Here is a 16,053-nt window from a genome sequence, read left to right as displayed (position 1 = left end):
TCCGGCGCGTGCCACCGCCCGGAGCGCGGCGTCCGGCGGCCCTACCGGCGCGGCTCCGGCAGGTCCCGGCCCGCCTTTTCGGGCCGTCCGGCGGCGGCCGCCCGGGTGCCGGTGTAGACCAGGGCGGGCGGGATGTTGTGCCAGACCGGGCCCAGGGTGCCGACGGTGGCGAAGGTGCGGTCCAGCAGGGTGCGGAACCGGCGGAACCGGGGGATGGGCATCACGGCCAGCGTCGTGACGGTGCTGAACCTCCCGCCGGGGACGAGCGAGGCCGCGATCTCGCCGAGGACGTGCTCCTGCTGCGGGTCGTCGAACAGGGTCCAGGGCAGCGAGGAGACGACCGCGTCCGCCCGTGTCACCCCCGCCCGCGTGAGCAGGTCGCCCAGGTCGCCCGCGTCGCCGGGGACCACTTCCAGCCAGGGGCGGCTGCGCCGCAGGTGGCGGACCATGTCGTCGTTGAGTTCCACGGCGATCTGCCGCCCGCCCGGCGGCAGGCGGTCGCGGATCGCGTCGCTGATCACCCCGCCGCCGGCGCCGAGCTCCACCACGACGGCTCCGGGCGTGTCGGGGACGACGGACGCGGCCAGCCGGGCGACGGCCTTCGAACTGGGGGCGATCGCCCCCAACTGGTGCGGGTGGCGCACGATCGCGCTGAGGAAGGTGCGGGTGTCGCCGGTCGCGGCACGGGTTCGATAGAGCACCGCCAGCTCATTCCCCCAGTTGAAGAGGGTATGCCAGTTTCGCGGGCGATGATCCATATGTTCTGTTCCAAGATTCCTCATCGTCGTCCCGGGGCCCCGCCCCGGCCCTTCCACGCCGCCGGACCGGGGACGGGGGCGTCAGCGGCCCTCGCCGCGGGCCGTGGGACGCGCCCCGGCGAGCGCGGAGTGCCGGTAGGAGTACGTGAAGTACACGATCATGCCGATGACGAACCAGATCGCGAAGCGCGCCCAGGTCTCCCAGCGCAGGAAGGTGATCAGCCAGAGGGAGAAGAAGATCCCGATCGCGGGCACCACCGGCACCCCGGGGCAGCGGAAGGTCCGGGGCAGCTCGGGGTGGCGGTAGCGGAGCACGATCACCGCCGCGCACACCACCACGAAGGCGAGCAGGATGCCGATGTTGGTCAGCTCGGCCGCCTCCGCGATCGGGAGGAAACCGGCGATGATCGCGGAGATGACGCCGGCGATCCAGGTCACGCGCGTCGGCACGTGCCGCGTCGGGTGCGTCTTGGCGAACCACCTCGGCAGCAGGCCGTCGCGGCTCATCGAGAACCACACGCGGGTCACGCCGAGCAGGAACGTGAACATGACGGTGAGGATGCCGACGATCGCCCCGACGGCGATCACGTCGGCCAGGAACCGCAGGCCGACCGACTGGAACGCCGTGGAGAAGCCGCTCTCCTTGTCGATCCGGTCGTACCTCTGCATCCCGGTCAGGACCAGGCAGGCCAGCACGTAGAGCACCATCGAGATGACGAGCGAGTAGATGATCGCCTTCGGCATGTGGCGCTTGGCGTCCTTGGACTCCTCGGCCGCGGTGCTCATGGCGTCGTAGCCGAAGACGGCGAAGAAGACCGTGGCCGCGCCGGTGAGCGCGCCGCCGACGCCGTACGGGAAGAACGGGACGTAGTTGGCGGGGTTGACGTAGAAGGCGCCGGCGATGATGACCAGCAGCACCACGGCGACCTTCAGCACGACGACGGCCACCTCGAAGCGGGCCGCGCTGCGGATGCCGAGGCTCAGCAGGTAGGCGATCAGCAGGCAGAGCAGGGCGGCGAACAGGTCGACCCGGTGCCCCTCGCCCGTCCCGGGCGCGCCCAGCATCCAGGCGGGCAGCCCGATCCCCAGGTCGGTCAGGAGGAACGAGAAGTAGCCGGAGATGCCGATGGCGACGACCGCGACGATCGCCGTGTACTCCAGCAGCAGGTCCCAGCCGATGAACCAGCCGGCCAGCTCGCCCAGGACCGCGTAGCCGTAGGTGTACGCCGACCCGGCCTTCGGGATCAGCCCGGCGAACTCCGCGTACGAGAACGCCGCCGCCGCGCTCGCCACCCCCGCGACCAGGAAGGAGACCACGACGGCGGGGCCGGCCGTGCCGTTGGCGACGGCGCCCGCGAGCGCGAAGATGCCCGCCCCGATGATGCCGCCCACCCCGATCGCGGTGAGCTGCCACAGCCCCAGCACGCGGCTGAGCTGCTCGCTCCGGGCGCCTTCGGGCTCTTCGATGTGCTCGATGGGCTTGCGGCGGAACACACCTGAGCCCGGACTGGTCACGGCCATGACACATCCCCCCCGCAGGACGGCCGCAGTGGACTGCCTTGACGCGTTATCCAGCCTAACGAACGGCGTTTACGCCCTCACGGGGGGTGAGGCCCTCGCGGCCACTGCCCGGCTGGGGCGGAGCGAGGTACCGTCGTGTTATCGGATCCCAGCGACGGGGGGAGCCGCCATGCCGGACGATCCCGATCACGTGCTCGACTCCATCGACGGAGCCGTCGACGAGTGGCTCGCGATGAGCGACGATTCCATGCGCTGGTCGCCGCCGGAGAAGGCGGCGCCGCGTCACCAGCTCGGCCTGCCGGTGCCGCCCCTGCCGGAGTTCCTGGACGACTTCCTCCACGAGCTCGGCACCCGCTTCGGCGCCCCGGCACAGGCGGTGGTGGACGCCTTCCGCCCCCTGGGGGAGGGGATGGTCGAGGCCGTCTCCTCCTTCCTCGACACACCGGTCGTCCGGCAGCTCCTCCAGCCGCCCGACGAGCCCGGCGCTCCCGGCGGGCCCGCCGACGTGCCGGGCCGGGAGGCCGGGTCGCCCTGGGACGACGCGATCCGGGCCGCGGAGGAGGCGGACCCCGACGCGGCCGGTCCGCCCGGCGGCACCGATGAGCCGGGCGGCGACGACGGGCCGGGTGTCGGCGGGCCGCGCTGATCGGCGGGCCGGGCGGGCGCTCCGGCGCGCCGGTGGCGCGGGAACGCCCGCCGGGCCGGGGTCAGGTGGCGGCGGGGCGCGCCCGGCCCACCAGGTCGTTGGCCGAGCGCAGGACCGGGCGGGCGGTCAGCGCGGCCTCCTCCAGGCGTTCCGCGGTGGACACCCGGAACCGGAAACTCTCCCCCGGGAGGAGCGTGACGAGAGCCTCGTCGACCTCCGCGTCGGCCGCGAGCCGGTCGGCGAGCAGGGTGACGTCCTTGACCAGCGACGACGCCCGCACGCGGACGAGGTAGCCGCCGTCGGCCGCCTCCGCGGCGGCGTCGAGCGCCCCCGGGTCCAGCGCCAGGTCGACGTCCTCGGCGAAGTACCAGAACGCCCGCTGCCCGGACGCCAGGTCGACGACCAGCAGTTCGCCCGACACGTCCCCGGGCTCGGCCAGCCCGGGTGCCAGCGTCACCCGGGCGGCGGCGCGCGCCTCCACGCGCACGTCGAACCGCGCGACGGCCAGCTCCGCCCCGGCCAGGGTCATCCGCCGGGCGGTGGCGGTCGTGGCCATCGGCTCCGGGCCGTCGTTGTGCACGACGAGCGCGAGGCCGTCCGGCCGGGGCTGGACGGTGGCCAGGCGGTCGGCGTAGACCCTCCGCAGCGCGTACCACAGGGGCTTGCGCCGGCCCCGGCCGTCGACGGCGGCCCAGGAGACGGCGGGCCAGCAGTCGTTGAGCTGCCAGACGACCGCGCCGGTGTTGAGCGGGAACAGCGAGCGGAAGTGCTCGATGCCGAAGGCGACGGCTCTGGCCTGGTTGAGCTGGGTGGCCCAGTGCCAGTCGTCGATCGACTCCGGCTCGGGCAGGTGCCCGCGCAGCCCCCGGGCGAGCTTGCCGTTGCCGTCCCTGGCCTTCTGGTGCGCCAGCATGGCCGGGCCGGACGGGCTCGGCGGGTCGTCATGCACCGCCGAGCTCAGCGTCGCCCAGGTGGCCGGCCCCTGGAAGCCGAACTCCGACACGAACCGGGGCCGGTAGTCGCGGTAGACGCCGTAGTCGCGGGTGTTCCACACGTCCCAGATGTGCGTCAGCCCGTGGGCGGGGTCGTTGGGGTGCAGGTAACGGCTGAAGGAGAACGGGCTTCCCGGCGAGTACGGCGTGCCGGGCGCCAGCTCGGCCACCACGCGGGGGAACAGGTCGACGTAATAGGCTTCGCCCCAGGTGAGGGATCCCAGCCGGGAGCGCCAGTTCCAGTCGGCGTAGCCCCAGATGTTCTCGTTGCCGCCGTTCCACAGCACCAGGCTGGGGTGGGCCGCCAGGCGGGTCACCGCCTCGCGGGCCTCGGCCTCGAACTCCGCGTACAGCGGAGGGTCCTCGGCGTAGGCCGCGCAGGCGAGCAGGAAGTCCTGCCAGACCAGGATGCCCTGCTCGTCGCAGATGTCGTAGAAGTCCTCCGACTCGTAGACGCCGCCGCCCCACACACGCAACAGGTTCATGTTCGAGGCGACGGCCTCGCCGACGGCGCGTTCCAGCGACGCGCGGGTGACGCGGGGGAGGAAGGTGTCGTCGGGGATCCAGTTGGCGCCGCGCACGTAGACCGGCTCGCCGTTGATCCGGAACGTGAACGGGCTGCCGTCCGGGTCGGGCGTCAGGTCCACCTCCACGGTCCGGAATCCGACGCGCCCCGACCACTCCGACAGTGGGCCCGCCACGGGGTCCGGGCCCTTCGGGGCGGCCGCGCCGTCCGGGCTCGCCGCCCCCGCGGTGCCGTCCGTGTCGTCTGCACCGTCTGCACCGTCTGTGTCGTCTGTGTCGTCTCGCAGGGTGACGGAGACGGGATAGAGCGGCTGGGCGCCGTGGCCGCGCGGCCACCAGAGCTCGACGCCGTCCAGGCGGAGGACGGCCTCGGCCCGGTCGCGCGTGCCCGCCCCCGGGACCACCGGGACGCTCGCCGTGCGGCCCGCCGCCTCGACCGTCAGCGAGACCGGCCCGGTCAGGCCGGGGCGCTCCCATTCGATCTCGACGGCGGCGGTGATCGTGCCCCCGCCACCCGCGTCGCCCGTCACCGAGGTGAGCGGGCGGACCGAGGCCAGGCGCGCCCGTGACCAGCTCTCGACGCCGATCCGCCGCCAGATGCCCGCGGTCACCACGTCCGGGCCCCAGTCCCAGCCGAAGTTGCAGGCCATCTTGCGGACGGCGTTGTACGGGTGGTGGTAGGAGTGCGGCCGCTCACCGAGGATCTTCTCCTGCTCCCGGGCGTACCCGATCGCGGAGTCGAAGGTGACGCGGATCTCGTTGGCCCCCTCGCGCAGCAGCGAGGAGACGTTCCAGCGGTAGCCGCGGTGCTGGTTGACGGTCCGCGCCACCTCGGTGCCGTTCAGGACGACCGTCGCGACGGTGTCCAGGCCCTCGGCGACGAGGTCGTGCCGTGCCCCGTCCCCACCGCGCCAGTCGAACGTGGCGGAGTACTCCCAGGTGGTCAGGCCGATCCAGGACAGCAGGCTCTCGTTCTCGTCCACATGGGGATCGGGGATGAGCCCGGCGGAGAGCAGGTCGGTGTGCACGACGCCGGGTACCTCGGCGGGCACGCCCGCCGAGAGACGGGGACGCAGCTCGGCCGGGACCGGCCCGGACCGCGCGCGCACCGTCCAGCCGCGGCTCAGTTCGTGGAACGTCATTCGGGGTCTCCCGCGGTGGTCGCCGGAACGGTGGGGGTGGGCAGGGGGCCGGGGGGCGAGACGGTGACCCGCGGGGCGTTCCAGGCCCGCGCCGACAGGCGGGAGGCGTCGATCCGCCCCGCGGCCGTCTCGTAGCGGATCCGGCGTTCCTCGCCGGGGTGCAGGCCGATGCCGTTGTCCTCCAGGTAGTCGCCGTAACCGTGGCCGAAGCCGTCCACGATGACGTTGAACGCCACGACGTCGCCGATGTTGCGCAGCACCAGCTCGCCTCCGCCGGCCGCCTCGGCCACCTCCAGCCGCAGCCGGGTCCGGGGGAACTCCAGCAGCGGCGCGGGCCGGGGCTCGGCGTAGGCCCGGATCAGCTCACGGACCGGCTCGTCCGCCAGCTCGTCGATCGGCCGCGCCTCGATCCGGCGCACCCGGGCGGTCTTGGGGTGCGCGTTGAACCAGTACCACTGGTCCGAGAGCAGGGCGCCGTCCGCGTCGCGCAGGGCGACGTCGAGCAGGAAGACCCCGCCGCCGTCGCCGCCGAGGTCGATGTCGAGCGCGTGGGCGAGCACCCGGTCGTCGTCGCCCACGGACACCCGGCTCTCGCGGCGGTGCAGCAGCCGGAGGTCGGCCCCGTAGACGCTCGACGTCACGCTCGCCCCCCGCAGGGGGACGGGAGAGTCGTTGGCGACGTGGACGTCCGCCCGGAACCGCTCGCCGGGTCCCCAGTCGAGCTTCTCGTAGACCGCGAACCCCGAGCGGGGACGGCTGAACTGGCGGGCCCGGTAGTAGGAGAGCTTGGGCACGCCGTAGAAGTCGACCACCGACCAGGAGGCGCCGGGGAAGAGGTCGGTGAGCTTGTAGAACAGGTACCCGCTCGTGTGCCGGCCGCTCCCGGCGCGGATCATCTCCGACGCGAACCTGAGGGCGTCCCCCTGCGCCATCTGGCTGTACTCGATCATCTCGTCCCAGCCGGTCACCGGGCCGTAGTCGGCGTAGCGCAACTGCTTGACCAGGTCGAACAGGCCGAACTGGGACTGGTGCTGCATGATGCCGCCGTCCTCGGGCGGGGGCCACTCGCGCAGCTTCTCCTCGGGCAGGAAGCGCAGCATGCTCTGCCGGCCCGACTGGCTGGAGGTGCCGTACTCGCCGTACATCACGGCGTCGACGCCGCGGTAGCCGCTGTCGATCGGCTGCCCCTCGTGGTAGACGACGTAGTTGTGCGCGCCGCCGCCCCACGGGCTCGTGCGGTGGAAGGGCCGGGAGGGGTCGTACTGGGTGCAGCGCCGCCCCATCAGGATGTGCGACTCGTCGGCGCCGGTGGGCCGGGCGTTCTCGTTGCCGCCGCCCCACAGCACCAGCGACGGGTGGTTGCGCAGGCGCCGCACGACGCGGGAGACCTGCCGGTCGAGCACTCCCAGGTCCGTGTCCGGGGCCTCGGGCAGCCCGAAGGACAGCGGGAACTCCTGGTAGACCAGGATGCCCTTGCGGTCGCACGCCCGGTAGAAGTCGTCGCTCTCGATCATGCCCCCGCCCCAGGCGCGCAGCATCTGCAGGTTGGCGCGGCGGGCGAGTTCCAGGAGGTGCTCGTCCTTGCCGGACCCGCCGCCGAGCAGCGGGTCGGTCCAGCACCAGTTGGCGCCCTTGACGAACATGCGGCGGCCGTTGACGACGAACTGCCAGCGGTAGTACTCCTCGCCCTGCCAGTCGGGCACGGTGGCCATCTCGACGGTGCGGATGCCGAACTCGCAGGCGGTGCCCGCGGCGGAGACCTCGCCACCGCCGTCCCGGGCGGCGGAGGCGTCGAGCGCGAGCCGGTAGAGCGGCTGCCCGCCGTAGCCCATCGGCCACCAGACGGCGGGGGACTCGACGGTCACCGCGGTCTCGTAGCGGTTCGTCCCGGGCTGTGCGGTCACCGTGTTCTCGAAGCCGGTCGCGCCGGTGCCGTCGGGGTGCTCGAGCCGGCCGGTGAGGCGGACCCGCACGGGTACGGTGCCGTGGTTGACGACGTCGTACCGCACCCGCAGCCCGGCGCGCCCGGAGTCCAGGGAGACGGTCCGCACGAAGGGGTCGAGCACCTCGACGTCGGGGACGGCCTCGACGGTCACGTCCCGCCAGACGCCCATGCTGATCAGGTGCCCGTAGTGCCATCCCCACCCGGGGCTGCCCTTGGGCACGCCGTGCCAGTCGCGCGGCGGCGGGAAGATCCGCACCACGACCTCGTTGCCGGCGTCGAACCGCACCAGATCGGTGACGTCGATCTCCGGGCCGCCGAACATGCCGGTGTGGTGGCGGAGCGGGGCGCCGTTGAGGTAGATCGTCGCCGCGTAGTCGATCCCGTCGAAGGCCAGGCGCAGGCGGTGGCCCCGCCACGACGCCGGGAGGGTGAACGTCCGGGCCAGCCACCACTCCTGGCGCTCCGCCCGGGTGCGCCGGAAGTGCCACGGCCATTCGGCGGGCGTGCCGTGGGCGGTCAGCTCGTCGTAGGTGCCGGAGTCCCAGAACGGGTCGGGCATCAGGCCCGCCTCCACCAGGGCCGCCTGAACGGTCCCGGGGACCCGCGCTGGGATCCAGCCACCGCGGTCGGTGTCCTCTCGCCACCACGAGGGTGGTTCCCCGGCCGGTTTGCGGCCCGCGGGGGCGGTCCAGTGGTCGATGGAGAACTGCCGCCGGGGCTCGTGCCCCGCCATGAGCCACCGCCCGGCCAGGCTGATCACCCGGCCGGGGTCCGCCCCGTCCGGGGCCGCGCCGGGCCGCGCCGGATCGGCGGCGGGCGGAACAGGCGCGGCGGGCACAGCGGGTGCGACAGGCACGGCGGGTGCGACAGGCACGGCGGGTGCGACAGGCACGGCGGGCACGGTCTCGATGTGCAGCGACGCGTGCCGGTCCACGAAGTCGTCCCCGGCGATCCGGGTACGGCGGTAGATCTCGTTCTCGACGTCGTCCAGTTGGCGAGGCGTCGGGTCGGGCATGGGACTCGCCTTCTACTTGACGGCGCCGGCGTACAGGCCGCTGACGAAGTATCTCTGGGCGAAGACGAACAGCAGCAGGACCGGCAGGCTCATGATGACCACGCCGGCCATGATGTTGCCCCAGTCGGCCAGGTACTGCTGCTGGAAGTAGAGCACGCCCGTGGTGAGCGTGCGCTTCTCCGGGTCCGTCAGGAACAGGTAGGGCACGAGGTAGTCGTTCCAGATGCCGACGCCCTGCAGCACCCAGAACGTCACGATGGCGGGCCGGGCCAGCGGCAGGAAGATGCTGCCGAACAGCCGGAAGTAGCCGGCGCCGTCGATGACCGCGGCCTGGACGATCTCCCGCGGGATCTGCCGCATGAAGGCCGCCATGAGGAACACCCCGAAGGGGATCGAGCCGGCGACGTAGACGAGGACGACGCCGAGGTAGTTGTCGATCAGGCCCAGGCTCCGCACCACGCGGAACTGGGGGATGACGGCCAGCTGCATGGGCAGGAAGATCCCGGCGGCGAGCAGCAGGTAGATCCCGGACCCCAGGCGGGTGGCCTTGCGCACCACCGCGTAGGCGGCCAGCGCCGCCACGAAGGTGGCGGCGGTCATGCTGACCAGCGTCAGCCCGACGGAGTTGGCGAACAGCAGGTCGAACCTGCCCTCGTACCAGGTGGTGACGAAGTTCTCCAGGGTGGGGGCGCGCGGCAGGCCGGTGGGGTTCTGCAGCACCTCGGCGTTGGACTTGACCGAGGTGAGAAGCATGATCACCAGGGGGTAGACCATCCCGGCGGAGAGGATCATCAGCACCAGGTGCCGCGGTGCCGACCTGGCCAGCTTCCTGACGTGGTTCATCGCGCACCTCCGCGCGGGGTCGCCGGCCTCGGCCGTGGGAAGGGGGTCACGACATCTCCCTTTCGAACCGGTTCTGCAGGTAGGCGATGCCGATGAGCACGACGATCACGACGACGGCCATCGACGAGGCGTAGCCGAAGTGGTTCTTCACGAAGCCCTCGAAGAACACGCGCGTCATGTACAGCTCGGTGGCGCCGCCCGGCCCGCCCTTGGTCATCAGGTAGACGGTGTCGAAGGCCCGCAGCGCCCCGTTGACCGCGAGCACGAGCACCAGGCCGAAGGTCGGTCGCATCAGCGGGACGGTGATGTGCCGGAGGCTGCGCCAGCCGGTGGCCCCGTCGACCCTGGCCGCCTCCAGGACCTCGGAGGGGATGGTCCCCAGCCCGGCGAGGAAGATCACGACGCTGAACCCGATGCTCGCCCAGATGTCGACGAGGATCACGCTGTACAGCGCGAGGTCGTAGTCGCCCAGCCAGTCCTGCGCCCAGGAGCCGAGCCCCAGGTCCCGCAGCGTGGTGTTGACGGTGCCGGTGGTCGGGTCGAACATGAACGACCAGGTGAACACGATCGCGACCGGGCTGATCACGATGGGCGCGAAGAAGGTCGCCCGGTAGACGTTGCCGCCGACCATCTTCTTGTTCAGCAGCACCGCGATGCCGAAGGCGAGCACGGTCTGCACGACGATGCGGAAGAACGCGTACACACCGGTGTTCCCGAGCGCGTCGAGCAGGGCGGGGTCGCGGGTGAACATCCGCGCGAAGTTGTCGAGCCCGACGAAGTCGCTGTCGCCGGTGAAGCCGTTGGAGTCGGTCACGCTGGAGAGCACGACCTGGGCCATCGGGTAGAGGGTGAAGACGGTGTAGAGGACGAGGGCCGGTGCCAGGGCGATCCAGAACCGCGAGTTCAGGGGGTGCCGGATCCGCCGGGGCGCCGGGCCCGGCCGCTCGGTCCCCTTGCCGGGCCGCAGCGACGGCGACGAGGTGTGGACCGCCATGGGGAAGCTTCCTTTCTGAGGGGGGACCGGCCACCGGAGCCGGGCGGCGTGACGCGCCGCCCGGCTCCGGTGGTCTCGCCCGGGGTGAGCGGGGAGGCGTGCCTACTCACCCGCCCGGATGTCCTTCATGGTCTCGTCCAGCCGGTTGAGCACCTTGGTGACGTCGGACCGGTCACCCGTCAGGTTCTGCAGTTCGACGAGCAGCGTCTCCTGGATGGCGGGGTAGGACGGCAGCAGCAGCGGCACGAACGTCCGGCCCTCCCAGGACTTCTGCATGTCGGGGTAGAGGGGGTCGATGGAGGAGACGTCCAGGCCCTCCTTGACCGGGAAGGCCTTCACGCCGCCGAGGAACTTCAGGTAGACGTCGTCGGTGAAGAAGAAGCTGAGGAAGCGGTTGGCCTCCTTGGTCTTCTTGTTGTTCGGGTTGACGCCGAGGGAGACCAGGTAGCTGCCCCACATGGCCTTGGTGCCGGTGGCGTTCGTGGTGGGGAAGTTCATGTAGCCCGCGTTCAGCTTGGCCTCCCGTACGTCGGGGAGGATCCACGCGGCGGGGAACATCGCGGCCTTGCCCTGCATGAAGGCCGACTTGGCCGCGGTCTGGTTCGTGCCCAGCGGGTTGTCCATGTAGTAGGGCACCAGCTCGCGGTAGATCTCCAGGCTGCGCCGCCAGCCCTCGTTGCCGCTGAAGGTGGCGGCTCCGGAGATGAGCTTCTCGTTGAAGTCGGGGTCCTTCTCGAAGACGTTCTCGGCCACCGCGTAGTAGACGATGAACTGCGGCCACCAGTTGTCCTGGGCGGACATCGCGAACGGGGTGATGCCCGCGTCCTTGAGCTTCTTGGCGGCGGCCACCAGCTCGTCGTAGGTCGTGGGCTCCTCGGTGATGCCGGCCTTCTCGAACAGGTCGGCGTTGTAGACGATGCCGTTGCCCGACTGCGAGATCGGCACGTAGTTGGCCTCGCCGTTCTTGGCGTTGCGCGTCGCCTCCTTGCGCGTGTCGGCGCTCAGGGAGGAGAACCAGCTCTCCTTGGACAGGTCCGTGGTGTAGCCGGCGTTGATGAAGTCGATCAGGTTCTTCTGGTCGAAACCGTAGATGTCGGGCCCCGCGCCACCGGCCAGGCGGGTCTTGAGGACGGTGTCGTAGTCGTTCGTGTTGAACGTCTCGAAATTGATCTTGATGTCGGGGTGCTGGGCCTCGAACCTGGTGATGACCTCCTGGTAGCTCTTGGTGGCCTCGCCGCCGTCACCCCACATCACGAAGCTCAGACGGGTCGTCGCGCTTTCGGAGCCTCCTGCCTGGCCGCCCTGGCCGCCCCGGCCGGACGTGCATCCGGCCAGCGCCACCGCGGCGACGGCGATCAGGGCGGCGACGTGTCTGAGCCTTCTCATGGTGTTCTCCTCCTGCTGCCGTCGGTGGCCGATCACCTTGCACACCGGGGCGTCTCACGCAGTGATAGGTGGTGACACTACATTTTTGCGCCGAGAAACGGGCTAAAATTCGACGCTTGGGCGTGAACGTTAGCAATCGCACGGTAGATTCGCTAGTGTCGCTACCTAAATCGATACAATGACGTGGTGTGAGGGCTCCGACCCGGCACGACGGCGCGACGACAGGAAGAGCCTCATGGCCCTGCCCGACCCCACCCCCACGCGAGGCCCCGGCGACCGGCGGCTGACGCTCAACTCGGTGATCCGCAAGCACCAGATCGAGGCCACCCGCACACGGTGGCTCTGGGAGGACGAGACGGAGCTGCACACCGCCGAGACCGTGCTCGCGTTCTCCGACTGCGCGCGCACGAACCTCCCCGGCGCCAGGATCACCTGGGGCTTCTCCTGGGGGGCGCTCACCGACGGCTCCGACCGCTACGCCACCATCCGCCGCACCGTGCGCGAACTGTGCGAGACGTACGGGGACGACGTCACGTTCGTGCCCGGTGGCTTCTTCGCCAACCGGTACGCCACCCGGGACGAGGTCGCCAGGGACATCGCCGAGGCCGTCGACGTCCTCGGCGAGGTGTTCACCCGCCCCGTGCGGTCCCTGCTGGCGGGCTTCCTCGCCGCGGAGAACATCGAACGGGCCGGTACGGAGGCGGGGGTGCGGACCGTCCAGGGCAACATCTGGAGCCAGTTCGACATCGACCTCCAGGACGGCGACGGGTCGATCGCCTACCCCTACTATCCCTCGCGCGGCAACTTCCTCATCCCCGGGCGGGGCGCCGACCGGGTGGACGTCGTCACCCTCGACGGCTGGACCGTCGACCTGGTGGCCGCCCGTACGGCGGGCATGTCGCACGGCGGCGAGACGACCTACAACTCCCGCCTCGGCGTCGGCCCCATCGAGACCCTGCACCGCATGCCCCCGGACCGCGCGCTCCGCCAGATGCAGGCCACCGGAGAGGCCCATCTGGACGAGCGCAACGTCGAGCGCAACGGGCTCGGATGGGTCACCGTCAACTACGAGATCGCCGAGGTGAGCCGGGGGATGGCCGTCGACCCCGCGATCCTCGGCCGGTTCGGCGACTGGCTGGCCTGGATGGCGTCGCGCTGGCCCGACCTCGCCTGCCCCACCATGGCCGGCCTCGGCGAGGAGCACCGCGCCCGGCACGCCGACAACGAGAGCCTGCGCTACATCCTGCGGCAGGAGGGCACCGGCATCGACGCCTCGACCGCGGGGGAGCGGGTCACCTGGTTCATGAACGCCGACCACCGCCTCGGCGTCGTCGACGGCCTGGAGCCCGCGAAGGTGTTCGACTACACCGACTACCGCCGGCCCGTCCCCGAGCCGCAGGGGCCGGGGGAGCGGAACTGGAGCTTCCTCGGCGAGATCAACCAGAAGCGCACCCGCCCCCAGGACGCCCCGGTCCCGGTCGCCGAGTTCTTCGACGCCCACCCCGACGTCGCCGAGGCCCTGTCCGCGCGCTACGCCGGCGCGAGCGAGCTGGCCGACGTCCTGGAGCAGGTCCGATGACGGGTTCGCTCCCGGAGGCGGGAACGGGTCCGTTACCGGAGGTGGGCGGCGCGGGCGCGGCCGGAGGAACAGGGCCGGCCCGTCCGGGTGACGGCGCGGCCCGCCTGGGCGGCCTGCGGGCCGAGCACCGGACCACGCCGATCGGCCTCGACGTCGTCCCCCGGTTCTCCTGGATCGTCACCTCCGGCGCCCGCGCCTGCGCGCAGCTCTCCTACCGTGTCGTGGTCGCGGGGCCCGGCGCCCCGGTGTGGGACTCGGGCGAGGTGCCCGGCCCGCGCTCCTACGAGGTCGAGTACGAAGGACCGCCCCTGGCGCCGCTCACCCGGTACGAATGGGAGGTCACCGTGCGGACCACGCACGGCGACGCCCACGCCCGATCGTGGTTCGTGACCGGGCCGCTCACCGAGGCGGACTGGGGCGGGGCGGCGTGGATCGGCCGAGAGCGGGCGCGTCCCGCCGCCCCGCTGCTGCGGACCGAGTTCGCCGTCGACGGCGAGGTGCGCTCGGCCCTGCTGGTCGTGGCCGCCGGCGGGTACGCCGACGTCTCCGTCAACGGGGAGCGTCCCGGAGCGGACGTCCTGTCCCCCGGGTTCACCGACTACGAGGACCGGGTGCAGTACGTGGCCTTCGAGGTCGCCCACCTCCTGCGGTCCGGGGCCAACGCGATCGGGCTGGAGCTCGGCCGGGGCTTCTACGGCGTCACCGGGGCCAACACCTGGGACTGGCACACCGCCCCCTGGCACGGCGAGCCGTGCGCGCGGGTGCTGCTCCATCTCGGCCTCGCCGGCGGCCGCACCCGGAAGATCGTCTCCTCGCCCGCCTGGCGGCGGGCCGACGGCCCCACCCGCTACGACGACCCGTACGGCGGCGAGAGCTACGACGCCCGCCACGAGCGGCCCGGATACGACCGTCCCGGCTTCGACGACGCCGGCTGGCGCCCCGCCGACGTGCTCGCCGGGCCGTCCGGGCGCCTGGTCAACCAGCGCCAGCAGCCCGTCAGGGTCGTCGAGGAGCTCCCCGTCGACCAGGTCACCGAGCCGCTGCCGGGCGTCTACGTGGCCCGTGTCCCGCGGGTCGTCGCGGGCTGGCTGCAGGTGCGGGCCACCGGGGCCGCCGGGTCCACGGTCACCCTCCGGTACGGCGAGCGCCTCACCGAGCGGGGCCTGCCCAACTACGAGGACGAGAAGGGCTACTTCGACGGCCGCTTCCAGACCGACGAGTTCACCCTGGCCGGCACCGGCGAGCCCGAGTGCTGGGAGCCGAAGTTCTCCTGGAAGGGATTCCAGTACGTGGAGATCACCGGCTGGCCGGAGCCCGGACCGCCGCCGCCCGGCCGCCTCGTCGCCAAGGTCGTGCACACCGACGCCGCCGTTACCGGCCGCTTCGACTGCGCGGAGCCCACACTCGCCCGGCTGCACGACGTCACCGTGGCGACCGTCCTGAACAACCTGCACGGCATCCCGACCGACACCCCGAAGTTCGAGAAGAACGGCTGGACCGGCGACGGCATGCTCGGCGCGGAGATGTTCCTGCGCAACCTCGACATCCACGAGTTCCTGGCCAAGTGGGTCGACGACATCGCCGACACCCGCGACGGAGGCGGCGCGCCCGAGGTGATCGCCCCGCACGGCGGCTGGCACCTCGACTGGAGCCCGGCGCCGCCGTGGCACGCCGCGTACGTGCTCATCCCGTGGTGGATCCACCGCTACACGGGCGACGTGCGGGTACTGCGCGAGCACTACGCGGGGATGCGGGACTACCTGGAGTTCGAGCTCGGCCGCTCGCCCGGCGGGATCGCCGACACCACCCTGGGCGACTGGGTGAGCCCGGAGACCGACCCCGGCGGCGGCAACGCCCCCGAGGACCCGCGGGTGGCGGCCACCGCGTACCTGTACGCGATGCTCACGGCCCTGGCGGACGTCGCCGGGATCCTCGGCCTGGACGGGGACGTCCGGTGGCTACGCGCGCGGGCCGGGCGGGTGCGGGCGGCCTTCCGCGAGCGGTTCCTCGACGCCGGGTCCGGATGCGTGCGCGGGGAGGGGGACAGCGGGTTCCGCCAGACCCACAACGTGCTGGCCCTGGCCTTCGGCCTGCTGGAGGAGGCCGAGCGCGCCGGGGTCGCCGCACGCGTCGCCGCGGACGTCTCGGCGCGCGGCCATCTGAACACCGGGGCGCTCGGCACCAAGTACCTCCTGCCGGTCCTCACCGACCACGGCCACGGCGAGCTCGCCCTGGCGGTGGCGCTGCGGCCGGAGTTCCCCGGCTGGGCCTTCTGGCTGGAGCAGGGCGCGACCACGCTCTGGGAGCACTGGAGCGCCGCGTCGCGGTCCCGCGGCCACTACTTCCTGGGTACCGTCGACGACTGGCTCTTCACCCACGTCGCCGGGCTCCGCCAGGGCACGCCGGACGCCGACACGCTGACGGTCCGCCCCGCGCTCACCCGGGCCCTGGCGGGGGCCCGGGCCGAGGTGGTCACCCCCCGGGGGACGGCGGGGGTGGCCTGGCGGCGGGACGGGGACGCGCTCACCGTCGGCGTGACCGTGCCCGTCGGCGCCCGGGCGTACGTCCACCTCCCGGCCGCCCCGGGCGACCTCGTCACCGAGGGCGGCGTCCCCTGCGCCGAGGCCGAGGGCGTCGAGCCGGTGCGGGAGACGCCGGAGGAGACCGTGGTCCTCGTCCGGGCCGGGACCTACTCCTTCACGGTGGC

At 72.2% G+C, this 16,053-nt stretch carries 10 protein-coding genes; 3 read left to right on the top strand and 7 right to left on the bottom strand.

From position 1 onward, the window contains the following. Positions 1-41 precede the first annotated feature (41 nt). Together ABD841_RS20390 and ABD841_RS20385 are read right to left on the bottom strand one after the other, a co-directional pair. Positions 42-701, bottom strand: coding sequence for a class I SAM-dependent methyltransferase (locus ABD841_RS20390; protein ID WP_344973951.1), 660 nt, complete (start codon positions 699-701; stop codon positions 42-44). A 138-nt stretch (positions 702-839) separates the two neighbouring features. Further along, positions 840-2,279 (bottom strand): amino acid permease, encoded by a 1,440-nt coding sequence (locus ABD841_RS20385; RefSeq protein WP_344973948.1) that lies wholly within the window; start codon positions 2,277-2,279, stop codon positions 840-842. 169 nt (positions 2,280-2,448) lie between these two features. On the opposite strand from ABD841_RS20385, the gene ABD841_RS20380 reads away from it, so the two are divergent. After that, positions 2,449-2,925 (top strand): hypothetical protein, encoded by a 477-nt coding sequence (locus ABD841_RS20380; protein WP_344973945.1) that lies wholly within the window; start codon positions 2,449-2,451, stop codon positions 2,923-2,925. 61 nt (positions 2,926-2,986) lie between these two features. Here ABD841_RS20380 and ABD841_RS20375 read toward each other — a convergent pair whose 3' ends face one another. From ABD841_RS20375 to ABD841_RS20355, 5 genes are all read right to left on the bottom strand, one after another. Continuing rightward, on the bottom strand, positions 2,987-5,584 hold the full coding sequence (locus ABD841_RS20375) for a glycoside hydrolase family 2 protein (RefSeq protein ID WP_344973942.1): 2,598 nt from the start codon (positions 5,582-5,584) through the stop codon (positions 2,987-2,989). Next, positions 5,581-8,544, bottom strand: a complete 2,964-nt coding sequence (locus ABD841_RS20370) for a glycoside hydrolase family 2 protein (protein ID WP_344973939.1) — start codon at positions 8,542-8,544, stop codon at positions 5,581-5,583. The genes ABD841_RS20375 and ABD841_RS20370 overlap by 4 nt, the downstream gene beginning before the upstream one ends. 12 nt (positions 8,545-8,556) lie before the next feature. Beyond that, a complete protein-coding gene (locus tag ABD841_RS20365; RefSeq protein WP_344973936.1) occupies positions 8,557-9,387 on the bottom strand; it encodes a carbohydrate ABC transporter permease in 831 nt (276 codons plus the stop codon). Positions 9,388-9,433: 46 nt separating this feature from the next. Next, positions 9,434-10,381, bottom strand: a complete 948-nt coding sequence (locus tag ABD841_RS20360; protein ID WP_344973933.1) for a carbohydrate ABC transporter permease — start codon at positions 10,379-10,381, stop codon at positions 9,434-9,436. A 102-nt stretch (positions 10,382-10,483) separates the two neighbouring features. Further along, entirely contained in the window at positions 10,484-11,767 is a 1,284-nt protein-coding gene (locus ABD841_RS20355; RefSeq protein ID WP_344973930.1) for an ABC transporter substrate-binding protein, read from the bottom strand. Between the two features lie 178 nt (positions 11,768-11,945). Between ABD841_RS20355 and ABD841_RS20350 the strand changes: the two genes are divergently transcribed. Then, a complete protein-coding gene (locus tag ABD841_RS20350) occupies positions 11,946-13,346 on the top strand; it encodes a DUF3863 domain-containing protein (protein WP_344973927.1) in 1,401 nt (466 codons plus the stop codon). After that, a partial coding sequence (locus ABD841_RS20345) for a family 78 glycoside hydrolase catalytic domain (protein WP_344973924.1) occupies positions 13,343-16,053 on the top strand: 2,711 nt, incomplete at its 3' end. The genes ABD841_RS20350 and ABD841_RS20345, both read left to right, overlap by 4 nt.

The sequence above is a fragment of the Streptosporangium fragile genome (genome assembly GCF_039534445.1).
GTDB classification, from domain to species: domain Bacteria; phylum Actinomycetota; class Actinomycetes; order Streptosporangiales; family Streptosporangiaceae; genus Streptosporangium; species Streptosporangium fragile.
The sequence above is the reverse complement of the archived record's forward strand: the minus strand, read 5'-3'. Positions and strand labels throughout refer to the sequence as shown.